The organism is Streptomyces sp. NPDC090106, from assembly GCF_044747265.1.
Lineage (GTDB): Bacteria > Actinomycetota > Actinomycetes > Streptomycetales > Streptomycetaceae > Streptomyces.
Map to the genome: position 1 here is coordinate 61,773 of NZ_JBIVDS010000020.1, position 21,754 is coordinate 83,526.

Here is a 21,754-nt window from a genome sequence, read left to right on the forward strand (position 1 = left end):
GCAATTGTGCCCGTGACCCGGGGGGCGTGGTGGCCATCGCCCCCACGCCCCCCGGTCCGCCGTCACTCGACGGCGGTCACCGTGCCGGCCCCGACGGTCCGTCCGCCCTCGCGGATGGCGAACCCGAGGCCGGTCTCCAGCGGCACGTCCCGCCCCAGCTCGACGGTCATCCGTACGGTGTCGCCGGGCCGGGCCACGGCGATCTCGCCGAGGTCGACGTCCCCCACGACGTCCGCCGTGCGGATGTAGAACTGCGGCCGGTACCCGCTGACGAGCGGGGTGCTCCGCCCGCCCTCGCGCGCCGACAGCACGTACACCCGCGCCGAGAACCGGCGTCGCGGCACGACGCTGCCCGGCGCGGCGACGACGTGTCCGCGCCGCACCGCGTCCCGGGGCACGCCCCGCAGCAGCAGCGCCACGTTGTCACCGGCCTGCGCCTCGTCCATCGGCTTGCCGAAGGTCTCCAGTCCGGTGACGACGGTCTCCACCCCGGCGCCGAGCACGTCGACGCGGTCGCCGATCCGGACGGTGCCCCGCTCGACGGCGCCCGTGACGACCGTGCCCCGGCCGGTGATGGTGAGCACGTTCTCCACTGGCAGCAGGAACGGCGCGTCCAGGTACCGCTCCGGCATGGGCACGTAGGTGTCCACGGCGTCGAGCAGCGCCTCCACCGACGCCGTCCACCGCGGGTCGCCCTCCAGCGCCTTGAGCCCGGAGACGCGGACTACGGGTACGGCGTCGCCGCCGTAGCCGTGCGCGGTGAGCAGGTCGCGGACCTCCAGCTCGACGAGGTCGATGAGCTCCTCGTCGCCCGCGTCGGCCTTGTTGAGCGCGACGACGATGTGGTCGACGCCCACCTGCCGGGCGAGCAGCACGTGCTCGGCGGTCTGCGGCATGATCCCGTCGAGCGCGGAGACGACGAGGATCGCCCCGTCGAGCTGCGCGGCCCCGGTGACCATGTTCTTGACGTAGTCGGCGTGGCCCGGCATGTCGACGTGCGCGTAGTGGCGGGTGTCGGTCTCGTACTCGACGTGCGCGATGTTGATGGTGATGCCGCGGGCGGCCTCCTCCGGGGCGCGGTCGATCCGGTCGAACGGGACGAACGTGCCGGAGCCGCGCGCGGCGAGGACCTTGGTGATGGCGGCGGTCAGAGTGGTCTTGCCGTGGTCGACATGACCCATGGTGCCGATGTTCAGATGCGGCTTGGTGCGCACGTATGCCGTCTTGGGCATGGCTGGTCTTCCTCGAAGCCTCGAAAGTGGCGTGGGGACCCCTGGACTCGCCGACCCTCCCCCTGCGGGGTCCGCCGGACTGTCCGGAGAGGGTCAGCTTCGGGCGCCGTCGACGGCCGTCAGGAAGACGGGCACGGCAGCCTTCGGTGCATCCGCGACCGCGGATGCTGCGAGGACGAAGGCGTGCCGGAACATGACGCCGATCATTGCCGACGCCCTGCCGCACGTCGAATGGTTTTTCCCGGTGCGGGGCGCCTCGGACGCGATGCCGTGCGCCGCCGTGCTCAGGCGCCGATGTTCTTCAGCGCCTCGCGCACGGACAGCGGCGCGAAGCGGCCCTTCTCCCGGGCGAGGAACTCCCGGACGGCCTCCGGGTCGGTCTTGGCGTACTCGCGCAGCGCCCAGCCGATCGCCTTGCGGATGAAGAAGTCGGGGTGCCCGGACTGCCGGACGCAGTAGGCGAAGAGGCGTTCGGTGTCGGTGCGGTCCTTGGAGCGGAGCTGATGCAGGAGGGCGGTGCGGGCGATCCAGAGGTCGTCGTCGCCGATCCAGACGTCCATGTCGGTCTTCAGGGCCGGGTCGGCCTCGACGAGGGCGCCGACGACATGGGCGGCGAGCAGGTCGACGGTGTCCCACCAGGGAACGGTGCTCACCAGGTGACGGGCCACGGGCAGGAAGCCGGAGGACAGCACGCGCGCGTGGCGGCGCAGGAGGTCGACGGCGAAGTACTGGTACTCGCGTTCGGGCAGCCGCCAGCAGCGCAGGGCGACGGCCGTGCAGTCCCGCTCGTCGGGGCGGGGCGTGCCCGCGAGGACGGTGCGGGACAGGGTGCGGCGCACGGGTGCGGTCAAGCCGAGGAAGGGGGCCACGTCCTTCATGTAGGCCCGCATGGGAGCGGCCCGCGCGGGGTCGGCCGCGGCGCCGTACTCGGCGGTGAGCCGCTCCAGGACGGTGTCCGCGAGGGCGCTGTGCGGCAGGGAGAGAGATCCCACACCTGTGACGCTCATGAGACGAACCATACGGCGATCACACACATCGGTCGGTTAGTGTCACCGGATGCTCGATGCCACCAACCGCTCTGGGGGCACCGCCACGGCCCCGCCCCGGGTCGCCGCCACGGAGCTCGCCATGGCCCTGCCGGCCGCCGTGCCGCCGGGTCCGACCGCCCGCTGCACGAGAGCGCTGCTCTCGCCGTGGTCCCGGCTGTCCCTGCTCGTCGTGCTGCTCGCGGCCGGTGCGACCGGCGTGCTGCTGTTCGAGCCGCAGCGGCTCCTCGCCGACGGCTGGCCGCCCCAGCTCGGCGGTGTCGCGGCGGCCCTGGTCTTCGCCGCGGCCTACGGCGTGTGCACGGTGGCGTTCGTGCCGCGCCCGCTGCTGAACCTCGCCGCGGGCGCCCTCTTCGGCTCCCAGCTCGGCATCGGCGCCGCCATGGCGGGCACGGTGATCGGGGCCGGGCTCTCCTTCGCCCTGGGCCGGGTCCTGGGCCAGGCGGCGCTGCGGCCCATGCTGCGCGGCCGGTGGCTGAAGGCGGCGGACGGCCAGCTGAGCCGCCACGGCTTCCGCTCGATGCTGGCGGTCCGGCTGTTCCCCGGGGTGCCCTTCCAGGCGGCGAACTACTGCGCCGCCGTCTCGGAGATGCGCTACGGGCCGTTCCTGCTGGCGACCGCCCTCGGCTGCGTCCCGAACACGGCGGCGTACGTGGTGGCGGGCGCGAGCGCGTCGACACCCACGTCCCCGGTGTTCCTGATCTCGATGGCCGCGATCGCGGTGCCGGGTGTGGCGGGCGCGGTGGTGGCCTGGCGCAAGCGGCACCACCTGCGGGGCCGCTGAGCGCCGGGCGGACGGTCCCTCACTCGACGCGTTCCAGGACCATCGCGTTGGCGAGTCCGCCCGCCTCGCACATGGTCTGCAGCGCGTACCGCGCCCCGCGTTCCCGCATGGCGTGGACGAGTGTCGTGGTCAGCCGGGTGCCGCTCGCGCCGAGCGGGTGCCCGAGCGCGATGGCTCCGCCGTGCACGTTCACCTTGGCGAGGTCCGCGCCCGTCTCCTGCCGCCAGGCCAGCACCACACTGGAGAACGCCTCGTTGACCTCGAACAGGTCGATGTCGTCCAGGGTGAGCGAGGCCCGCCGCAGCACCTTCTCCGTCGCCGGTACGACCCCGGTGAGCATGAGCAGCGGATCGGAGCCGGTGACGGCGAAGCTGTGCAGGCGGGCCAGCGGGCGCAGGCCGAGCCGGGCGGCCGTCTCGCTCGACGTGATGAGGACGGCGGAGGCGCCGTCGTTGACCGGGCTCGCGTTGCCCGCGGTGACGTTCCACTCGATCTGCGGGAACCGCTCGGCGAAGGCCGGGTCGTGGTACGCGGGCCTGAGGCCGGCGAGGATCTCGGTCGTGCTGGACGGCCGGACACACTCGTCGCGGGCCACCCCGTCCAGGGGTGCGACCTCGGCGTCGAACAGGCCCCTCCGCCAGGCCTCGGCCGCCTTGTGGTGGGAGGCGACCGCGAACGCGTCCATCTGCTCGCGGGTGAGCGACCACTTGGCGGCGATGAGTTCGGCGCTGATGCCCTGCGGGACGAGTCCCTCCGGGTAGCGCGCGGCGACGCCGGGGCCGAAGGGGTCCTTGCCGGGCGGCACGTTGGACCACATGGGCACGCGGCTCATCGACTCGACGCCGCAGGCGACGACGAGGTCGTACGCGCCGGAGATGACGCCCTGGGCGGCGAAGTGCACGGCCTGCTGGGAGGAGCCGCACTGGCGGTCCACGGTGGTCGCGGGGACGGTCTCGGGGAAGCCCGCGGACAGGGCGGCGTACCGGGTGGTGTTCATGGCCTGCTCGCCGACCTGGTCGACGGTGCCGCCGATGACGTCGTCGATGAGCGCGGGGTCGACGCCGGAGCGCTCGACGAGGGTGCGCAGGGTGTGGGCGAGGAGTTCGACGGGGTGGACGTGCGCGAGGGAGCCGCCCGGCTTGCCCTTGCCCATCGGGGTGCGTACGGCTTCGACGATCACGGCGTCTCGCATGGTGCGGCCTCCACGGTCGGTCGGTAGCGGACCACGGGTCGGTGCGGGACCGCGGGCCGGTGCCGGACTACTGGTCAGTAGGAAATCCCAACTCACCATAGCTCGGTGAGTTGGAAAATCAAACCCTCCCCTAGAATTGCCGTCATGGCCGCCCCCAAAGACCCGCGCCCCTGCTCCATCGCCGACGCCCTCGCGCTCGTCGGCGAGAAGTACTCGCTGCTCGTCCTGCGGGAGGTGTGCCTGGGCAACGGCCGCTTCGACCAGCTCGTGCGCAACATCGGCGCCCCGCGCGACATCCTCGCCACGCGGCTGCGGCGCCTGGTCGACGCCGGCGTCCTCACCAAGCGCGCCTACAGCGAGCGCCCGCAGCGCTTCGAGTACCGGCCCACGCAGGCGGGCCTGGAACTGGAGCCGGTCCTGCTGACCCTCATGGCCTGGGGCGACCGGCACCTGCGAGGCGACGGCGACCGGCCCATGGTCGTCGAGCACTCCTGCGGCCACGAACTCGTCCCCACCGTCACCTGCCGCGCCTGCGGCGACCCGGTGCGCCACGAGGACCTCACCGCGCACCCCCAGCTCCCGGGCTGGTCGGTGACGGGCCCCACGGCGGCCTGATCACCGCGTGCGGCAGAACCCGCGCACGGCCGCGTCGAAGCCCTCCGGCGCCTCCAGATTGCTGAGATGCCCCGCCCCCGGAAGGACGACGAGCTCGGCACCCGGCACCGCGTCCCGGAACGCCCGGGCCACCCCCAGGGGCGAGCGCGCGTCCCGCTCGCCCCACAGCAGCAGCGTCGGCACGGCGATCGTGGGCAGCACGTCCCGCAGATCGGCCCCGGCCATGATCGCGAGCTGCGCGGCGAGCGTGTCCGGCCGTACGGCGCGTGCCATCGCGTCGAGCAACGGGACGTGGGCGGCGGGCGGTTCACCGGCGAAGAGTCCGGCCGTCGGCACTCCGGCACCGCGCGGGGCGCTCCGGACGCCGGCCACCCGCGCGGCCACCTCCTGCGGCGCCAGGGAGCCCTTCCAGCCCGCGTAGGTGTCGGCCAGCACCAGGGTGCGGACGGTGTCCGGACGGCGCCGGTACAGCTCCAGCGCGACCGTGCCGCCCCAGGAGAGCCCGACGACGTGCGCCGGTCCGCACCCCGCGTCCGAGATCACCGCGGCGAGACAGTCCGCGTAGTCGCCGAGGCCGAACCCGGGGGTCAGGTCCGAGGAACGCCCGGCGCCTGGTTCGTCCCAGGCCACGACCGTGAAGTCGGTCCGCAACGCGGAGACCTGCGGCCCCCACACTCGCCCGTCGTCCCCGGCCCCGTGCACCAGGACGAGCGGCGCCCCCTGCCCGGCCCGCTCGTAGACGACCCGGACACCGCCCACCCGGACCGTGGCCATGCCTCCAGGCTAGACAGACCTCACCAGGGACGCGTCCGGAGGTACTTCGTGATCTCCTCGCGCTCCCAGGCACCGTCCGCGACGACGATCCGGTAGCGGCGGGTGAGGGTCTCGCCGGGGGCGAGTTCCAGCTCGTCGTAGAAGGCCCAGGAGGGGGCGACGCCCGCGAAGGGGTCGTTGCGCACGAACCAGTGAGCCGGGTGCGCGCCCGCCGTCCCGAGGTGGTCGTTCTGCGGGGCGTGCTCGAAGACGAGGGTGGCGTGACCGTCCGTGCCGTCGTGCTCGCCGGAGAAGGCCAGCCAGGAGGCCTGGGCGCCCAGCAGACCCGGGCCCTCGGCGTCCGGGGCGAGAATCCGGCCGTCGCGGAAGGAACGCGGGCCGCGCCAGAACAGGCCGGTGTACCCGGCGAGTTCGCGGCCCGCGGTGGTCGGGCTGCCGAACCGCAGGGGCTCGTCGCGCCGGTTGGTGACCGCACTCGTCCAGGTCAGCGCCCAGGAACCGGACGAGTGGTCCACGTCGTGGATCTCGACCCGGCGCTCCTCGTCGGCCCATCGCCGTCCGTCGTAGGGGTGCCAGGTCAGACGCTCGGCGATGACGACCCGGCCGTCGTGCGCGGCTACCTCGTCGAAGGCGACGTGCGCCATCGAGCCGACGCGCTCGGGAAGTCGGAGGTACCCCTCGCCGTGCACGTAGGAGTTGCCGCCCCAGAGGTTGGCGCCCGACAGGTGCGAGGCGGTCAGGGACAGGCCCTTGTGCCAGCGGTGGTCGCTCGGCCGGTAGTCGGTGACGACATCGCCGGCGAGCGTGCGCAGGGGGTGGATGTACGGCTTGGGCGCCTCCCAGGCCGCCTCCGGGCGGTAGACGTAGGAGAGGAGCTCGACGCCGGTCGCCGGGTCGCTCACCACGATCCGGTCGCCGTGGGCGTGGACCACGCGCAGCCCGCTCATGCGGAGGTCTCCGCCGCGGGGGCCCAGCCGGGCGCGTCGCCGTGCATGGCGGTGTAGAACGGGTCGCCGGGGCCGATCTCGCCCGCGCGCACGGTGGTGTCCGTGAACGCCGACCGGTACAGCGCGGCGACCAGTTCGAGGCTGGTGCGCCCGTCGGCTCCGCTGCTGCGCGGGCGCTGCCCGGCGCGCATGCTCGCGATCAGCTCGCGCAGCTGCTCCAGGTGCGAGCTGGGCACGTCGGGGCCGAAGTCCTGCCAGGCCGCCGCGAGTTCCTCCGGCACGTCCCGCGCGGGGGTGATCCGCCAGTTGGCGTTGGAGTGCCCGTACAGATGGGTCAGCTCGATGGTGGCCCGCTCGCAGTCGATACGGATGCGGCTGACCTCGTCGGGGCTCAGGACGCTGTTGACCACCGTCGCCATGGCGCCGTTCTCGAAGCGGAGCAGGGCGGTCGAGACGTCCTCGGTCTCGACGTCGTGCACGAGCCGTCCGGCCATCGCGCGGACCTCGCTCCACGGGCCGAGCAGGTCGAGCAGCAGGTCCATCTGGTGGATCCCGTGCCCCATCGCGGGCCCGCCGCCCTCGGTGGCCCAGCGGCCCCGCCAGGGCACCGCGTAGTAGGCGGTGTCGCGGTACCAGGTGGTCTGGCAGTGCGCGACGAGCGGGCGGCCCACGGCCCCCTCGGCGAGCAGCCGCGCCACATGCCGGGTGCCGGAGCCGAACCGGTGCTGGAAGACGATCGAGGCGTACGGCCCGCCCTCGGTGCCCTCCTCCGCCTCCACCGCGTCGAAGTCCGCGAGCGTCGGCACGGGCGGCTTCTCGCACCACACCCACGCCCCGGCGCGCAGCGCGGTGACGGTCTGGTCGCGGTGCAGGGTGGGCGGGGTGCAGATGATCACCAGGTCGGGGCGCTGTTCGCGCAGCATCCGGTCCAGGTCGGTATAGGCGTGCGGGATGCCGTTGGAGACGCAGAACTCCTCGACGGAGCGGGCGTCGATGTCGACCGCCGCGACGAGTTCCGTCTCGCCCTGGGAGGCGAGCTTGTCGAGCGCGGGGAGATGGGAGTCGCGGGCGATGGCTCCGGTGCCGACGACGGCCACGCGGACGCGGCGGCCGTCGAGGGGCGGGAGCGGGGTGAGAGGAGTGAGGGGAGTGAGGTCGGACATGGGCGGGATCAGCTCTCCTCGGACGAACGGCGGCCGGCGGTCAGCACCCGCGCGCCACGGTGCCCGTGCCAGCAAGCGCTTTCCCCTCGCGCAACCTAAGCGGCGGCACCCTGCCTGGTCAACAGCCCGTCCACCGTGCGCACCGGTGCCCGGCGGCGACCCTGTGCCGGGGCTGTCACCGTCGGACGCTAGGCTGCCCTCCACACCTGTGATCACCGCGGCCGGTCGGCCCGGTGTGCCCGTGCTCCTTCACGATCAGCGCTTGGACTCCGTACTTTCATGTCTTGGTTTGAATCGCTCATCCTCGGACTCGTCCAGGGGCTCACCGAGTTCCTCCCCGTCTCCTCCAGCGCGCATCTGCGGCTGACGGCGGCCTTCGCCGAATGGGAGGACCCCGGCGCGGCCTTCACCGCGATCACGCAGATCGGCACCGAGGCGGCCGTGCTGATCTACTTCCGCAAGGACATCGGGCGGATCGTCCTCGCCTGGCTCAAGTCCTTGACGAACAAGGAGATGCGCCGCGACCACGACGCCCAGATGGGCTGGCTGGTGATCGTCGGCTCCATCCCGATCGGTGTGCTGGGACTGACGCTGAAGGACCAGATCGAGGGGCCGTTCCGCGATCTGCGCATCACCGCGACGATGCTGATCGTGGTCGGCATCGTCATCGGCATCGCCGACCGCCTCGCCGCACGCGACGAGTCCGGCGGCAAGCACCGGGCGCCCAAGCAGCGCAAGTCCCTGGAGAACCTCGGCGTCCGCGACGGCCTCATCTTCGGCCTCTGCCAGGCCTGCGCCCTGATCCCCGGCGTCTCCCGCTCCGGCGCGACGATCAGCGGCGGCCTCTTCATGGGCTACCAGCGCGAGGCCGCGGCCCGCTACTCGTTCCTCCTCGCCATCCCGGCGGTGCTGGCCTCGGGCCTGTTCGAGATCAAGGACGCGATGGAGGTCGGCCACGTCTCCTGGGGCCCGACGATCTTCGCCACGATCATCGCCTTCCTCGTCGGCTACGCGGTCATCGCGTGGTTCATGAAGTACATCTCCACCAAGAGCTTCATGCCGTTCGTCTGGTACCGGATCGCCCTGGGCATCCTCATCATCGTCCTGGTCAGCATGGGCGTACTGAGCCCGCACGCGGCGGAGTCGGCGGGCTGACACGGGCGCGGCGACGGGGTTTTCGCCGCGACGGGCCGCGGGTTCCAGCGGCGGTTCCTCCCAGCCGTGCGTCGGCGTCGTCTGCCCGTGCCCGGGAGACGACCGGTGGACGGCACGTGCCGAACCGATCCGTCCGTGCCCCGGCCGAGAGCGACGGCCGGGGCACAACCGCGTCGGGCTAACCGAGACTGGCCGCGAGCTCCCCGTTCTCGGCCTCCTCCGCGGACAGTTGCAGCGTGCCGCGGTGCGAGACTTCGACCTTGTAGAACTTCTCACCCTTGGGCACGTCGACGACCGCGATGTCGAAGACGCAACTGGTGCCGATGAGTTCGGACTCCCCGAGCCTCCCCGTGGCGACGACCTCGCCGGCCGCCCCGTACACGGTGACGCTGGTGCCTTCCGAGATGTCGTCGTACCCGGAGTCGTACGAGCCTTCGCAACCGCCGTCACCGTCGGACGAGGCCTTCTCGGTGAGAGCGAAGTCGCCCTTCATGGTGAAGGTGTCCGGCTCGCCGGGGTCACTGGCGACGAGGGCCCAGAGGCCGCCCATCAGGCCGACCCCGACGGCGAATCCGGCGAGCCCGGCCATGCGTGGGCTCAGCCTCTTCTTCGGCGGTGCGACCGGGCCGGGCGGTTCGGCCGGTGGAGGCGGCACGTCCGGCGGCGCCGGGACGGCGGTCTTCTCGGGCTGTTCATTCGTCATGGTCCCCCCGGTGATGTGCTGGATCGGCAGGCTATAAGCCGGATGATGTTGAGACGGGGCGACGGAGGGAAGGTTCACCGTTTCGAGCTCCGGTGCGCCGGAGAGGTCGGTCGGCGGCGAGGCGCGATAGCGCCCTTCCACCGGACCACCGCCGTCCGGGCCGGTGCGCGGCGGCGTCAGGCGGCCCGTGACGGGGTGAGCTGATGGATGATCACATCCGAGGTCCCGCACGGTTGTTCGCCTGGTGAAGGCCGTGACGCATCGCATAGGTTGTGCGTAGCGGTTCGGTAGCGCAGTGTCAGTTCCTGCCCCTAGGCTTGTCCGCATGTCCCCCCATTCAATGGCCTCTGGTTCCGTGCGGTCCGCTGCCGAAGTGAACGAGCAGATCCGCGCCCTGTGGTTGCGGGCGCACGGCTCGCTGTCGTCGCAGGAACGCGAGGAATACGAGCTGCTGGTGGTCGAGTGGGCCGCCGCGATCCGCGGGGACGTCATCAAGGCCGCCTAGAGACCCGGTCGAGCCTCGCCTGAGGGGCGTCGATCGCCGCTCGGACCGAGGTCCAGTGGTCCGAGCTCTCGCCGGTCCGGATACGCCGAGTCGACCGGGCGACGACCTCAACCGGCGTAGACGCGACCGGACTCGTCCCCTGAGGCGCCTTGCCAGGCGTCGGCTCCCGTTCCCCCTGCTCACGGTCCGCACGCCCCTCGCACCCCCGCACCTCGCGCCCTCCCAGGGGGCGCACTCCACCACGGCGTGCCCCGTCCACCCGCCGGGGACCCCGCCGACAGCCCTGCCGGGCGCCCGGAGCGCCGATACGCTGGACGCGGCCATGGACCGGGGGCGGGGCTGGGGGCGGGGGCATGGATCCTCGAATGCACGTGTCCGAGGGCGGATACGTCTGTGAGCGCGAGCTGGGCCGGGGCGGGCAGGGGGTCGTGTGGCTCGCCCGGGACCGGACGGGGCGGCAGGTCGTCGTGAAGTTCCTGCTGCCGGGCAAGGAGTACGACGGCATCGCACTGGCCCGCGTACGGCGGGAGTTCGGCGCCGCGAGCCGGGTCGGTGAACTCGCCTCCGCGCGGGTCCTGGACGCCGACCTGTCCGGAAGACACCCGTACATCGTCAGCGAGTACGTCCCGGGGCCCACGATCCACCAGTACGTCGCCGAGAACGGCCCCCTGCCGCCCGGACGGCTCCAGTCCCTCGCGCTCGCCGTCGCGCACGCGCTCGCGCAGGTGCACCGGGTGGGTGTCGTGCACCGGGACATCAAGCCGTCCAACATCCTGCTCTCCCCGGACGGCCCCCGGATCATCGACTTCGGGATCGCCCGCGACGACCGCCTGCTGGAGTCCGCGCTGACCACACCGGGCAGCGTGCTCGGCTCCCCCGCGTACATGTCGCCCGAGCACGTCCAGTCGCTGGCGGTCACGAGCGCCTCCGACGTGTTCTCCCTCGGCGGGACGCTGTACTTCGCGGCCACCGGACGGCACCCCTTCGCCGGGGAGAACGACTACGAGGTGCTCGTCGCCGTCTGCACCCGCGACGCCGACCTCACCGCCGTACCGGAGCCGGTCCGTTCGGTCGTCGCGGACTGTCTGCGCAAGGATCCGGCGCAACGCCCCACCGCGGCGCGGCTGGTGGCCCGGCTCGCGGGGACGGCGGAGGGGGCCGGCACACCGGAGAACGCCCCGACCGAGTCGGGGCCGCGCCCGCAACCGCGGACCCCGCCGGTGGCCGAACCCGCGAGCGGCGGCGGCTCCGGATCCGGGCTCAGCGGCAAGCAGTTGCGGCTGTGGGGGTTCGCCGCCGGAAGTGCCGCCGTGGCCGTGCTGCTGGCCGTCGTGCTCAGCACCACCTCCGGCGGATCGTCCGGGGAGGGCGGTGGGAAGGGCGCGGACACCGCGTCCTCCGTGACCGCCCCGGCGCGTCAACCCCTCACCTACACGGACGACTTGACCGATTCCGGCGACTGGACGCACAAGGACCCCGCCCTGGGAAGGGTCACGCACCAGGGCGGCACCATGCTGGTGGACCCGCGGCCCCAGCTGGAGGTGTGGCCGCAGGCCCCCTTCGAACCGTCCACGTTCGCCGTCCGGCTGAGCACCCGGACCGAGTGGTACGGCGGTGACGGCGGGGTCGGGCTCTGGTGCAACGGCTCCGGCGACTACGCGAAGGGGTCCCGCTGGTCGACCTATCTGACGACCGGCCAGGAGGCGCTGATCGTACGGGAGTTCCACCACCAGGGGGAGTTCCAGCACGACCGCGTCGTCGAGGTCGACCTGCGGGACCTGGGGCTGGAGCTGGCCAGCCGGCAGCCGATCGACATGACGATGACCTGCACCCCGGCGGGTGCGGGCCGGATCGAGGTCGAACTCGCCGTCGACGGGACCCGCGTCGCCTCGTACACGGGCGCCGCCTTCACCGGCCGGGGCTGCGGGGTCTCCGCGTTCCACTACAACACGACCGACCCCGAGGGCACCGCCTTCCACGCCGGCTTCGAACGCTTCACGGCCTCGGAACCGCGGTCGGGGTAGGGGGGAGGACGGCAGGGCCGGGTGGTTGACCGAAACCCCCGCCCCCGGTGTCACAACTCCGCCCTCTTCGTTGCCGGGTTCGGCGGCCCCGGTCACCCTGAACCTCTCGACCCAGTCGGAACGGGGGGCCTGGCATGAGGGTGATCGTCGTGGGTGCGGGCATCGCGGGGCTGGCCGCGACACTGAGTCTGCGCCGGGCGGGGTGCGAGGTCACGCTCGTCGAACAGGCGCCGCGGTTCGGGGAGATCGGCGCGGGCATCCAGCTCGCCCCCAACGCCACCCGGGTGCTGCGCCGGCTGGGGCTGCTGGCGGCGGTGGAGGCATGGGCGCACCGGCCGCCGTACGTGAGTTTCCGCAGGTGGTCCGACGGGACGGAGATCTGCCGGTTCCCCCTCGGGCGGGAGGCGGAGGACGAGTTCGGGGCGCCGTATCTCCAGGTGCACCGCGCGGACCTGCACACGGCACTGGCCGGTGCGGTCCCCCGCGCCTCGGTGCGTCTGGGCACCGCCGTCACCGGTGTCGACCAGGACGAGCGGTCGGCGTCCGTAACGACGGCGGACGGTGAACGTCTCGACGCGGACCTGGTGGTGGCCGCCGACGGCATCCGCTCCCCGGTGCGCCAGTGGCTGTTCGGCGCGGACGACGCGGTGTTCTCGGGCACGGCCGCCTACCGGGCGGTGCTGACGGCGGACGAGGTCGCCGATCTGGACCTGCCGCCGTACGCCGGCTGGCTCGGACCGCGCCGCCATCTCGTCCACTACCGGCTGCGCCGGGGCGAACTCCTCAACGTGGTCGGCGTGTTCGAGACCGACACGGCGGCGCAGGAGTCCTGGACCGCACGCGCGGAGCCGGGCGAGCAGCTCGCCGCGTTCGCCGGCTGGGACCCCCGGCCGCGCGCGCTCCTCGAACGCGCGGGGCAGGTGCTGCGCTACGGCATCTACACCCGGGCCCCGCTGGAGCGCTGGAACAGCGGCCGGATCACGCTGCTGGGGGACAGCGCCCACGCGATGACGCCGTTCCAGGCACAGGGCGCCGCGCAGGCCCTCATGGACGCGGCCGTGCTGGGCGACACCCTCATCGGCGCCACCTCCGCCGACGTACCGGACGCGCTCCACGAGTACGTCGCCCGGCGGCTGCCCACCGCCCATGCGGTGCAGGCGAGTTCGGCGCGGGCGGGCGGCGACTACCACCTGCCGGACGGTCCGGGGGCGGACGCGCGCGACGCCCGGCTGCGGGCCTTCGCGGCGAAGGACCGGTTCGGCCCGCACGCGGCGGCGTGGGGGTTCGAAGGTCCCGGCGCGTGAGCGGGGGCCGATTGTCGTCGCACGCCTCTTGGCCCCGCTCGTCCCATGCCCAACACTGAGCCGATGACGCAGCGTGTGGAGCTCGCCACCGTGATGGACCGGCTGGCCGTGGACGAGGTGGTCACCGACTACGCGAGGGCCGTGGACGACGGCGACTGGACGGCGTACCGGGGGCTGTTCGCCGCGGGCGGGCGGGCGGACTACCGCTCGGCGGGCGGGGTCGAGGGGGACGCGGGGGAGATCGCCGCGTGGCTGGCGGAGAGCATGCTGCTGTTCCCGATGCGGCAGCATCTGATCGTCAACCGGAAGGTCACTTTCGGCCAGTGGGACCACGACACGGGTGACACGGCCCGGGTGGCGGCCGACTATGTCAACCCGATGCGGATGGCCCGGGACGGGACCGCCTCGACGGCTCCCGACTTCGTGTGCGGCGGCCGGTACGCGTTCGCCATGCTGCGCACGCACGACGGCTGGCGGCTGCGGGAGGTCGTCGTCGAGGAGAAGTGGCGGCGCCTTCCCGGTCCGCGCCCCGCGCCCGTGATCAACTGACCGGACGCCCTCTGTCCCCGGGGCGTCGCGACCGCGCACACTGGAGGGACGCACGGGGTAGGGAGGCGCCGTATGGAGACGCTCGGCAACTGGCTCGCCTCCCCCTGGCGGCGCTCAGCGCTCGCCGCGCTCGCCGGCGCCCTGCCGGTGCTCGCCTTCCCGGCCCCCTCCCTGTGGTGGTTCGCGTACGTCGCGCTGGTCCCGTGGCTGCTGCTGGCCCGCTCGGCGCCGACCGGGCGGCGGGCGGCGTACGACGGCTGGTGCGGCGGGTTCGGGTTCATGCTGGGGATGCACCACTGGCTGCTGCCGAGCCTGCATGTGTTCACGCTGGTCATCGCGGCGCTGCTGGGCGCGTTGTGGGCGCCGTGGGGGTGGCTGGTCCGTCACTTCCTCGGGTCCGCGGGCCGGGTCCTCGGGGCGCTGCCGGTGCTGCCGTCGGGCTGGCTGCTGGTCGAACTCGTGCGGTCCTGGGAGGGGCTCGGCGGGCCGTGGGGCATGCTCGGCTCCAGCCAGTGGCAGGTGGAGCCCGCGCTGCGGCTGGCCTCGGTGGGCGGGGTGTGGCTGATCAGCTTCCTGGTGGTCGCCGTGAACGTGTGCGTCGCCGTCCTGGTGAGCGACCGCGGGGCCCGGGTCCCCGCGGTGAGCGGGCTCGTCGCCACCGCCGTCGCGGCCTCGGCGGCCTGGGCGTGGTCGCCCCGGCCGGACGCCGACGGGCGGGTGCGGATCGCCGTCGTGCAGCCGGGGGTCGTCGACGGGGTGGACAGCGGCGACCGGCGGTTCGACCGCGAGGAGGAGCTGACCCGGCGGCTGGCGGGGCGGGACGTCGACCTGATCGTGTGGGGCGAGAGCAGCGTCGGCTTCGACCTGGGCGACCGCCCCGACCTCGCGAACCGTCTCGCCGCCCTGTCCCGTGGGACGGGCGCCGACATCCTCGTCAACGTGGACGCGCGACGCTCCGACAAGCCCGGCATCTACAAGAGCTCGGTGCTGGTGGGCCCCGACGGGCTGACCGGCGACCGCTACGACAAGATGCGGCTCGTGCCGTTCGGCGAGTACGTGCCCGCGCGGTCGCTGCTCGGCTGGGCGACCTCGGTGGGCAAGGCGGCCGGCGAGGACCGGCGGCGCGGCACCGGGCAGGTCGTGATGGACGTGGGGCACGGACTGCGGATCGGCCCGATGGTCTGCTTCGAGTCGGCGTTCCCCGACATGAGCCGTCATCTCGCCGAGGACGGCGCCGAGGTGCTGATCGCCCAGTCGGCGACGTCGTCGTTCCAGCACAGCTGGGCCCCCGAGCAGCACGCCTCGCTGGCCGCGCTGCGCGCCGCCGAGACGGGCCGCCCGATGGTGCACGCCACCCTGACCGGGGTCTCCGCGGTCTACGGCCCCGAGGGGCGGCGCGTCGGCTCCTGGGTCCCCACCGACGCGAGCACGCAGGCGGTGTTCGACGTGCCCCTGGCGACCGGTGTCACCCCGTACGTGCGGTACGGCGACTGGCCCGCGCACGCGGCGCTGCTGATCCTGGGCGCCTGGTGCGCGCTCCAGGGGGTGCGGGCGCTGCGGCTCAGGAGGCCTGCTCCCGAACGGCACGTACCACCCGCTCGCACAGCTCATGAGTCGCCAGCGCGTCCCGGGCGCTGAGGACCTTCCCCGCGCGCACCGCGTCCAGGAACGCCAGCACCGCCTGTTCGATGCCGCGCTGCCGGGCCACAGGGACCCAGTCCCCGCGGCGCCGCACGGTCGGCTGGCCCTTGTGGTCGACGACCTCGGACAGGTTCACGACCTGCCGCTTGCTGTCCTGCCCCGAGACCTCCAGGATCTCCTCGGCGGAGCCGCTGAGCCGGTTCATCACCCCGAGCGCGGTGAAGCCGTCCCCGGCGAGCTGGAGGACGACATGGTGCAGCAGCCCGTCCCTGACCCGGGCGCGCACGGTCACGTCGTCGACGGGGCCCGGCGCCAGGAAACGGAGGGTGTCGACGACGTGGATGAAGTCGTCGAGGATCATCGTCCGGGGCTCCTCGGGCAGCCCGATCCGGTTCTTCTGGAGCAGGATCAGCTCACGCGGGTGGTCGGCGCACTGCGCGTAGCCGGGCGCGAAGCGCCGGTTGAACCCGACGGCCAGGGACACCCCGTGCCCCTCCGCGAGCTCCACCAGCCGCTGCGAATCGGCCAGTTCGTACGCCAGCGGCTTGTCGACGTACGTGGGCACGCCCGCCTCGACCAGCCGTCCCACGATGTCCGGGTGGACGGGGGTCGGCGCGTGCACGAAGGCCGCGTCGAGGCCCTCGGCGAGCAGCGCGTCGAGGTCCCGGTGCCGCTGCCCCTGCGGCAGCCGCAGTCCGTCGGCGACCCGGTCGAGGGTGGCGGGCGTACGGGTCTGGAGGTGGAGTTCGACCCCGGGGAGGGCGCCGAGGACCGGCAGGTAGGCCTTCTGCGCGATGTCGCCGAGTCCGATGCAGCCGACCTTCACTGAGTCTCCCTGACGTTCGCCCCGACTGACAGGAAGGAAGCATACGGCCGGCCGCCGTTGCCGCACCCGGCCGCGGCGCCCGCGCAGGTCACGGCCCCCTCGCCGGTCGACGCCCCGCACGGTTCCCGGAAACTGGCTGGTCAAGGCCGGGCGGCTGGGCGACGATGCCGTCATGACGACCGAACGCCGAGAGCCCTCGACCACCGCCGACGAGCGCACCATGCTGGAGGGCTGGCTGGACTACCACCGGCAGACGCTGGTGTGGAAGTGCGAGGGCCTGACCGACGCCCAGCTCAGGACCGCCTCCGTGGAGCCCTCCGAACTGACCCTGATGGGGCTGGCGCGCCACATGGCGGAGGTGGAGCGGTTCTGGTTCCACCAGATCCTGCTCGACGACGACCAGGGCGTTCTCTACTGCACCGAGGAGGACCCGGACGGCGACTTCCATCTCTCCGGGACGGAGACCTGGGAGGACACCCACGCCACGCTGCGGGCCGAGATCGCCGGCGCCCGCCGCAACGCCGCCGGCCTCGGCCTGGACGACATGTCCAAGGGCGTCCACCGGCGGACCGGGGAGCGGTTCAGCCTGCGCTGGATCTACACGCACATGATCGAGGAGTACGCCCGGCACAACGGCCACGCCGATCTGCTGCGCGAGCGCGTCGACGGCTCGACCGGCGACTGACGTCATCCTCGGGGAGGGCGGCCCCTCCGTACGGGGCCGGAGATCACCCGTGCGGGGCAACCTGCGCTTGTCCGCCGCCTCAAAACCGGCGTGAACCAGCAGAGTTGCGCGGGTGCATCGAACGACGACGACCGCAGCGCTCCTGGTCACCGTGGCTGTCTCGGCCCTCTCGGGCTGTGTGACGGTCCAGCGCCCACCCGCCACCGGGCAGCCTCCGGCGGGGCCAGCCCTGTCGTCGGCGCCCCGTCCGGAGGGCCCGGCGGAGCCGCAGATCGTGCAGGCTCCGGCACGGGAGGCCCTGGAGCTCATGGGCCCCTCCGAGGATGCGAAGCCGAGCGCTCCTCCGGCCGGCCCCGCCACACCCTCCGCCGCGGCGCGGGCCCCGGAGCGGGCGGCCCCCGAGGCGCGGCCGGAACGGCCCCGGCATCCGGTCCACCCCGAGCACCCCGGCACGCGTGAGGGCCGGCAGCCGCGCGTCGAGCTCCCGGACGTGGCGACGGCCGTGCCGGGGAACCCGGACGTGTGCGGGCTGGCGAAGGAGTACGGGGGCTGGCGCAAGGACAGCGCGGAGGCCCGGATCTGCGAGCAGACGTACCAGCGCTGACGCCTGTCCGGCCACCGGCGGTGAGGGCGGGCGCCGCTCAGGGGTGCTGTCTGGGGGCCGGGGTCCAGCCGTCGCCGTCCGGGGTGCCGTCGTCGCCGAGGCGGAGTTCGAGGCGGCTGATCGCCGCGCGGACGCCGTCGCCGTAGCTGTCGTCGGCCAGGGCCCCGGCGGCGGTGCGGGCCCGGCGCAGATGGGTGCGGGCGGCCCCGGCCCGGTCGAGCTTGACGTAGTCGGCGGCGAGATTGAGGTGGAGCGAGGGGTACAGGGCCCGGACCGCGAGGGTTCCCTCGTGCTCGGCGAGCCGGTCGTCGGTCAGCTCCTCGGCGGCGGTCAGCGCCCTGAGGTCCCAGGCGAGTTCGTCCGAGGGGTCGTCCTGGGCGTCGGCCATGTAGTGGGCGAGGGTGCAGCGGTGCAGCGGGTCGCCGTCCTCGCCGATCTCCGCCCACAGGTCGAGGAAGCGATGGCGGGCCTCCTCGCGGTCGCCCGCGTGATGCAGCATGACGACCTGCCCGATCCGTGACATCACGGCATCCGGCGCCGTCTGCTCCTGTCGCTCCGCCACCGTGTCCTCCACACCTCAACGGTCCTGGTCGCGTTCGACGCTAACCGCAGGCACCGGCAATCCAGGCGAGGCGGGGCCGACCCCGCAGGGCGGCCCCGCGGCGGGTCAGCCGAGGTCGGGGATCGTCCAGTCGATCGCCTCGTGGCCCTGTGCGGCCACGGCCTCGTTGATCTGGGTGAAGGGGCGGGAGCCGAAGAACTTCTTCGCCGACAGCGGCGAGGGGTGGGCGCCCTTCACCACGACATGGCGGCTCTCGTCGATCAGGGGGAGCTTCTTCTGAGCGTAGTTGCCCCACAGGACGAAGACCGCCGGGTCGGGCCGGTCGGCCACCGCGCGGATGACCGCGTCGGTGAACTTCTCCCAGCCCTTGCCCTTGTGCGAGTTCGCCTCACCGGAGCGGACGGTCAGCACCGCGTTGAGCAGCAGGACGCCCTGCTGGGCCCAGGGCAGCAGATAGCCGTTGTCGGGGATCGGCGTACCCAGCTCCTCCTTCATCTCCTTGTAGATGTTGCGCAGCGAGGGCGGGGTCCTCACCCCGGGACGGACCGAGAAGCACAGCCCGTGGCCCTGGCCCTCGCCGTGGTACGGGTCCTGACCGAGGATCAGGACCTTGACCTGGTCGTACGGGGTGGCCTCCAGCGCGGCGAAGACCTCGTCGCGGGGCGGGAAGACCGGACCGTTCGCCCGCTCCTTCTCGACGAACTCGGTCAGCTCCTTGAAGTAGGGCTGCTGGAGCTCGTCGCCCAGCACGCCGTGCCAGGACTCGGGCAGCATGGCGGTGTCGGTCACGTCAACGTCCTTATGTCGTGCGGTCGCTTCAGGTCTCAGAACCTACAGGCGACCACTGACAACGGCTCCCGCGACCGGTGAACCCGCGCGCTACCAGCTCGTCTTGCGGTACAGCTCCCACATGGTCATCATCGTCGCCGGGTCGATGACCTTCTCCAGCCCGGCGATCTCCTCGTCCGCGGCCACGTACTGCTTGCCCTGCCACAGGGGCAGCAGCCGGGCGTCGTCCACGAAGATCTGCTGGGCCTGTTCGATCTGCTCGGCCACCGCGCTGCGGTCGCTCTCCGCGCGGGACTGCGGCAGCAGCTTCCCGGTGATCTCCGGGGCCTCGTAGGGGGTGCCGAGGGCGTTCTGCTCGCCGACGAACGGCGCGATGAAATTGTCGGCGTCGTGGAAGTCGGGGAACCAGCCGCGCCCGAACACCGGGTACTCGCCCTTCTGGTAGCCCTCGACGTAGGTCTTCCAGGGGCGGCTCTTGAGGGTGATCGTGAAGAGGCCGGAGCCGTCCAGCTGCCGCTTCAGCTCCTCGAAGGCGGGCTTGGTGGTGGAGCCGTAGCGGTCGGTGGTGTACCAGAGGGTCAGCGGGACGCGCTCGGTGATGCCGGCCTCGGTGAGGATCTTCTTGGCCTTGGCGACGCTGGGGGTGCCGAAGTCGTCGAAGTAGCCCGTGGTGTGGCCGGTGAGGCCGGCCGGGACCATCGAGTACAGCGCCTCGACGGTGTCCTTGTAGACGTTGTGGACGAGCGCGGGACGGTCGACGACCTGGGCGATGGCCTTGCGCACGGCGGGCTTCGCGGCCCACGGGTCGCTGGGGTTGAACACCAGGTAGCTGATCTCGGTGGTGGGGTTCTCCAGGAGCTGGAGTCCCTGCTCGCGCTGGTTGGACTCGATGTCGACGGTGTCGGCGGCGCCGAGACCCCGGTAGACGACCGAGATCTCCTTGTCCTTGAGGGCCTTGACCAGGTCGTCGGACTGCTGGAAGTAGCGGATGGTGACGGCGTCGTTCTTGAGGTCCGCGATGCCCTTGTAGCGGTCGTTGCGGACGAGTTCGGCCTTCTCGCCCTCCTTGTAGGAGTCGAGCGTGTACGGACCCGAGCCGCTGATCCTGCCGTCCTCGCGGACGGCGCCGGCCTCGTAGTCCTCGGGGTCCACGATCGACATGGCCGGCGTGGTGAGGACCAGGGGGAAGGTGGCGTCCGGCTGGTTGAGCTTGAAGACGACGTCGAGGTCGCCGCTGGTCCGGACCTCGGAGAGGGTGCCCAGCAGACCGGCGGGGCCGCCGTTCAGGTTGATCTTCTTGATACGGTCGATCGAGTACTTGACCGCCTTGGCGTCCAGCGTGTGCCCGTTGGAGAACGTGAGGCCCTCGCGCAGCGTGCACTTGTACTCGGTGCTCGACGCGTCCGTGAAGGCGCAGCGCTCCGCGGCGTCGGGGGCCGGGTCGGCGCCGCCGGGGCTGTAGTTGAGGAGCGTCTGGTAGACGTTGCGGAACAGCTCCCAGGAGTTGTCCCAGGAGGCCGCGGGGTCCAGCGTGGCCGGGGCGCTGGTGGTCCCGACGACGATCGGCCCGCCGTCGCCGGCGGAGTCCGAGGAGAACACCCCGCACCCGGCCACCGACGATATGGACACGAGGGCCGCGAGAGGCGGCAGGTACCGGTTCCGCTTGAACACGTGCTTGCTCCTCGAATGCTGTGCCGAGAGTTGGCAAAACATACCGCAGCGCCAGGCTCACAGAACCGATTCGGTCACAGGCGTCCTGCGGGGCCGCACGCGATGCCACCGTCCGCCGTCTATGCGGCCTTTGGACGTGGACACGGGCCCCGTCGATGTCAACGGGGCCCGTGGGCGGAGCGGGAGAACTCAGCCGACGCCGGCGTTGAGGAAGATGCCGCCGTCCACGACGAGCGTCTGACCGGTGACCCAGTCGGACTGCGCGGAGGTGAGGAACGCCGCGGCGCCGCCGATGTCGGACGGCACACCGAGACGGGCCAGCGGGTAGGAGGCCGCGGCCTCCGCTTCCCGTCCCTCGTACAGGGCCTGGGCGAACTTGGTCTTCACGACGGCCGGGGCGATCGCGTTGACCCGGACCCCGGGCGAGAACTCGTGGGCGAGCTGCTGGGTCAGGTTGATCATGGCGGCCTTGCTGACGCCGTAGGCGGCGATGAAGGGCGAGGGCGCGATGCCCGCGACGGAGGCGATGTTGACGATCGCGCCGCCGTTGTCCTTCTGCCAGGCGTGCCAGGTCTTCTGCGCGAAGCCGAGCGCCGAGATCACGTTGGTCTCGAACACCTTGCGGGCCACGTTCAGGTCGAGGTCGGCGATCGGGCCGAACACCGGGTTGGTCCCGGCGTTGTTGACCAGGAAGTCGACGCGCCCGAAGGTCTCCATGGCGCGTTCGACGGCCACGGCCTGGTGCGCCTCGTCGTGGGCCTTGCCGGGGACGCCGATGACGCGGTCGGCGCCGAGTTGCTCGACGGCCTCCTTGAGGGCGTCCTCGTTGCGGCCGGTGATGACGACACGGTCACCGCGGGCGACGAGCGCCTCGGCGACGCCGTAGCCGATGCCGCGGCTGGCGCCCGTGACGAGGGCGACCTTGCCGGAGAGTTCGGGGAGTTCCACCGAAGTCATGTTCCAGATCCCTTGGTTGGTCCCGA

Annotated in this window: 22 protein-coding genes; 10 read left to right on the plus strand and 12 right to left on the minus strand. The window is 72.5% G+C overall.

All coding sequences use genetic code 11. The features are described 5' to 3' along the window. Positions 1-62 precede the first annotated feature (62 nt). Positions 63-1,232, minus strand: coding sequence for an elongation factor Tu (gene tuf, locus ACIPSE_RS42595; RefSeq protein WP_401674414.1), 1,170 nt, complete (start codon positions 1,230-1,232; stop codon positions 63-65). Positions 1,233-1,516: 284 nt separating this feature from the next. Continuing rightward, complete coding sequence (locus ACIPSE_RS42600; protein ID WP_401674417.1) at positions 1,517-2,239, minus strand: DNA alkylation repair protein; 723 nt, start codon at positions 2,237-2,239, stop codon at positions 1,517-1,519. Positions 2,240-2,288: 49 nt separating this feature from the next. On the opposite strand from ACIPSE_RS42600, the gene ACIPSE_RS42605 reads away from it, so the two are divergent. Next, positions 2,289-3,062 carry a TVP38/TMEM64 family protein gene (locus tag ACIPSE_RS42605; RefSeq protein ID WP_401674420.1) on the plus strand — a complete coding sequence of 258 codons (774 nt, stop codon included), beginning with the start codon at positions 2,289-2,291 and terminating at the stop codon, positions 3,060-3,062. A gap of 19 nt (positions 3,063-3,081) precedes the next feature. Here the strand turns inward: ACIPSE_RS42605 and ACIPSE_RS42610 are convergent, their stop codons facing one another. Continuing rightward, positions 3,082-4,254 (minus strand): thiolase family protein, encoded by a 1,173-nt coding sequence (locus ACIPSE_RS42610; protein WP_401674422.1) that lies wholly within the window; start codon positions 4,252-4,254, stop codon positions 3,082-3,084. Positions 4,255-4,398: 144 nt separating this feature from the next. Here ACIPSE_RS42610 and ACIPSE_RS42615 point away from each other — a divergent pair, with 144 nt between their 5' ends. Then, positions 4,399-4,869, plus strand: coding sequence for a winged helix-turn-helix transcriptional regulator (locus ACIPSE_RS42615; RefSeq protein WP_401674424.1), 471 nt, complete (start codon positions 4,399-4,401; stop codon positions 4,867-4,869). Here the strand turns inward: ACIPSE_RS42615 and ACIPSE_RS42620 are convergent, their stop codons facing one another. The 3 genes from ACIPSE_RS42620 to ACIPSE_RS42630 are packed head-to-tail and all read right to left on the minus strand — an operon-like array spanning position 4,870 to position 7,753. Then, complete coding sequence (locus tag ACIPSE_RS42620; protein WP_401674426.1) at positions 4,870-5,643, minus strand: alpha/beta fold hydrolase; 774 nt, start codon at positions 5,641-5,643, stop codon at positions 4,870-4,872. 20 nt (positions 5,644-5,663) lie between these two features. Next, positions 5,664-6,590 carry a PmoA family protein gene (locus ACIPSE_RS42625; RefSeq protein ID WP_401674429.1) on the minus strand — a complete coding sequence of 309 codons (927 nt, stop codon included), beginning with the start codon at positions 6,588-6,590 and terminating at the stop codon, positions 5,664-5,666. Beyond that, positions 6,587-7,753, minus strand: a complete 1,167-nt coding sequence (locus tag ACIPSE_RS42630; RefSeq protein ID WP_401674431.1) for a Gfo/Idh/MocA family protein — start codon at positions 7,751-7,753, stop codon at positions 6,587-6,589. Before ACIPSE_RS42630 ends, ACIPSE_RS42625 begins: the two co-directional genes overlap by 4 nt. Before the next feature lie 279 nt (positions 7,754-8,032). On the opposite strand from ACIPSE_RS42630, the gene ACIPSE_RS42635 reads away from it, so the two are divergent. Then, positions 8,033-8,908 (plus strand): undecaprenyl-diphosphate phosphatase, encoded by an 876-nt coding sequence (locus tag ACIPSE_RS42635; RefSeq protein ID WP_401674433.1) that lies wholly within the window; start codon positions 8,033-8,035, stop codon positions 8,906-8,908. A 178-nt stretch (positions 8,909-9,086) separates the two neighbouring features. Here the strand turns inward: ACIPSE_RS42635 and ACIPSE_RS42640 are convergent, their stop codons facing one another. Beyond that, positions 9,087-9,611 carry a hypothetical protein gene (locus tag ACIPSE_RS42640; protein WP_401674435.1) on the minus strand — a complete coding sequence of 175 codons (525 nt, stop codon included), beginning with the start codon at positions 9,609-9,611 and terminating at the stop codon, positions 9,087-9,089. A gap of 325 nt (positions 9,612-9,936) precedes the next feature. Here ACIPSE_RS42640 and ACIPSE_RS42645 point away from each other — a divergent pair, with 325 nt between their 5' ends. The 5 genes from ACIPSE_RS42645 (at position 9,937) to lnt (ending at position 15,631) form a co-directional block, all read left to right on the plus strand. Then, positions 9,937-10,116 carry a hypothetical protein gene (locus tag ACIPSE_RS42645; protein WP_401674438.1) on the plus strand — a complete coding sequence of 60 codons (180 nt, stop codon included), beginning with the start codon at positions 9,937-9,939 and terminating at the stop codon, positions 10,114-10,116. A 365-nt stretch (positions 10,117-10,481) separates the two neighbouring features. After that, the gene (locus ACIPSE_RS42650) at positions 10,482-12,140 is read left to right on the plus strand and encodes a serine/threonine-protein kinase (protein ID WP_401674440.1); all 1,659 of its coding nucleotides are present in this window, start codon (positions 10,482-10,484) and stop codon (positions 12,138-12,140) included. A 134-nt stretch (positions 12,141-12,274) separates the two neighbouring features. Further along, on the plus strand, positions 12,275-13,444 hold the full coding sequence (locus ACIPSE_RS42655; RefSeq protein WP_401674442.1) for an FAD-dependent oxidoreductase: 1,170 nt from the start codon (positions 12,275-12,277) through the stop codon (positions 13,442-13,444). 63 nt (positions 13,445-13,507) lie between these two features. After that, positions 13,508-13,993 (plus strand): nuclear transport factor 2 family protein, encoded by a 486-nt coding sequence (locus ACIPSE_RS42660; RefSeq protein WP_401674444.1) that lies wholly within the window; start codon positions 13,508-13,510, stop codon positions 13,991-13,993. Between the two features lie 72 nt (positions 13,994-14,065). Then, positions 14,066-15,631 (plus strand): apolipoprotein N-acyltransferase, encoded by a 1,566-nt coding sequence (gene lnt, locus ACIPSE_RS42665; RefSeq protein ID WP_401674447.1) that lies wholly within the window; start codon positions 14,066-14,068, stop codon positions 15,629-15,631. Here lnt and ACIPSE_RS42670 read toward each other — a convergent pair. Then, positions 15,555-16,460 carry a Gfo/Idh/MocA family protein gene (locus ACIPSE_RS42670; protein WP_401674449.1) on the minus strand — a complete coding sequence of 302 codons (906 nt, stop codon included), beginning with the start codon at positions 16,458-16,460 and terminating at the stop codon, positions 15,555-15,557. The genes lnt and ACIPSE_RS42670 overlap by 77 nt on opposite strands. 172 nt (positions 16,461-16,632) lie before the next feature. Here ACIPSE_RS42670 and ACIPSE_RS42675 point away from each other — a divergent pair, with 172 nt between their 5' ends. Both ACIPSE_RS42675 and ACIPSE_RS42680 read left to right on the plus strand, forming a co-directional pair. After that, positions 16,633-17,145: a DinB family protein gene (locus ACIPSE_RS42675; protein WP_401674452.1), complete on the plus strand. Its 513-nt coding sequence runs from the start codon at positions 16,633-16,635 to the stop codon at positions 17,143-17,145. Between the two features lie 112 nt (positions 17,146-17,257). Then, a complete protein-coding gene (locus tag ACIPSE_RS42680) occupies positions 17,258-17,749 on the plus strand; it encodes a hypothetical protein (RefSeq protein ID WP_401674455.1) in 492 nt (163 codons plus the stop codon). Between the two features lie 37 nt (positions 17,750-17,786). On the opposite strand, the gene ACIPSE_RS42685 is transcribed toward ACIPSE_RS42680, so the two are convergent. The 4 genes from ACIPSE_RS42685 to ACIPSE_RS42700 form a co-directional block, all read right to left on the minus strand. Then, positions 17,787-18,311 (minus strand): hypothetical protein, encoded by a 525-nt coding sequence (locus ACIPSE_RS42685; protein WP_401674457.1) that lies wholly within the window; start codon positions 18,309-18,311, stop codon positions 17,787-17,789. A 105-nt stretch (positions 18,312-18,416) separates the two neighbouring features. Continuing rightward, on the minus strand, positions 18,417-19,100 hold the full coding sequence (locus ACIPSE_RS42690; RefSeq protein WP_401674460.1) for a uracil-DNA glycosylase: 684 nt from the start codon (positions 19,098-19,100) through the stop codon (positions 18,417-18,419). 90 nt (positions 19,101-19,190) lie between these two features. Beyond that, entirely contained in the window at positions 19,191-20,771 is a 1,581-nt protein-coding gene (locus tag ACIPSE_RS42695) for an ABC transporter substrate-binding protein (RefSeq protein WP_401674463.1), read from the minus strand. A gap of 189 nt (positions 20,772-20,960) precedes the next feature. Next, on the minus strand, positions 20,961-21,728 hold the full coding sequence (locus tag ACIPSE_RS42700; RefSeq protein ID WP_401674465.1) for an SDR family oxidoreductase: 768 nt from the start codon (positions 21,726-21,728) through the stop codon (positions 20,961-20,963). Positions 21,729-21,754: the final 26 nt, after the last annotated feature.

Coding starts and splice junctions, on each gene's coding strand:
- ACIPSE_RS42605 (WP_401674420.1), top strand. CDS start 2,289: ATGCTCGATGCCACCAACCGCTCTGGGGGCACCGCCACGGCCCCGCCC.
- ACIPSE_RS42635 (WP_401674433.1), top strand. CDS start 8,033: ATGTCTTGGTTTGAATCGCTCATCCTCGGACTCGTCCAGGGGCTCACC.
- ACIPSE_RS42630 (WP_401674431.1), bottom strand. CDS start 7,753: ATGTCCGACCTCACTCCCCTCACTCCTCTCACCCCGCTCCCGCCCCTC.
- ACIPSE_RS42600 (WP_401674417.1), bottom strand. CDS start 2,239: ATGAGCGTCACAGGTGTGGGATCTCTCTCCCTGCCGCACAGCGCCCTC.
- ACIPSE_RS42650 (WP_401674440.1), top strand. CDS start 10,482: ATGCACGTGTCCGAGGGCGGATACGTCTGTGAGCGCGAGCTGGGCCGG.
- ACIPSE_RS42640 (WP_401674435.1), bottom strand. CDS start 9,611: ATGACGAATGAACAGCCCGAGAAGACCGCCGTCCCGGCGCCGCCGGAC.
- ACIPSE_RS42655 (WP_401674442.1), top strand. CDS start 12,275: ATGAGGGTGATCGTCGTGGGTGCGGGCATCGCGGGGCTGGCCGCGACA.
- ACIPSE_RS42675 (WP_401674452.1), top strand. CDS start 16,633: ATGACGACCGAACGCCGAGAGCCCTCGACCACCGCCGACGAGCGCACC.
- ACIPSE_RS42660 (WP_401674444.1), top strand. CDS start 13,508: ATGACGCAGCGTGTGGAGCTCGCCACCGTGATGGACCGGCTGGCCGTG.
- lnt (WP_401674447.1), top strand. CDS start 14,066: ATGGAGACGCTCGGCAACTGGCTCGCCTCCCCCTGGCGGCGCTCAGCG.
- tuf (WP_401674414.1), bottom strand. CDS start 1,232: ATGCCCAAGACGGCATACGTGCGCACCAAGCCGCATCTGAACATCGGC.
- ACIPSE_RS42610 (WP_401674422.1), bottom strand. CDS start 4,254: ATGCGAGACGCCGTGATCGTCGAAGCCGTACGCACCCCGATGGGCAAG.
- ACIPSE_RS42645 (WP_401674438.1), top strand. CDS start 9,937: ATGTCCCCCCATTCAATGGCCTCTGGTTCCGTGCGGTCCGCTGCCGAA.
- ACIPSE_RS42625 (WP_401674429.1), bottom strand. CDS start 6,590: ATGAGCGGGCTGCGCGTGGTCCACGCCCACGGCGACCGGATCGTGGTG.
- ACIPSE_RS42620 (WP_401674426.1), bottom strand. CDS start 5,643: ATGGCCACGGTCCGGGTGGGCGGTGTCCGGGTCGTCTACGAGCGGGCC.
- ACIPSE_RS42700 (WP_401674465.1), bottom strand. CDS start 21,728: ATGACTTCGGTGGAACTCCCCGAACTCTCCGGCAAGGTCGCCCTCGTC.
- ACIPSE_RS42615 (WP_401674424.1), top strand. CDS start 4,399: ATGGCCGCCCCCAAAGACCCGCGCCCCTGCTCCATCGCCGACGCCCTC.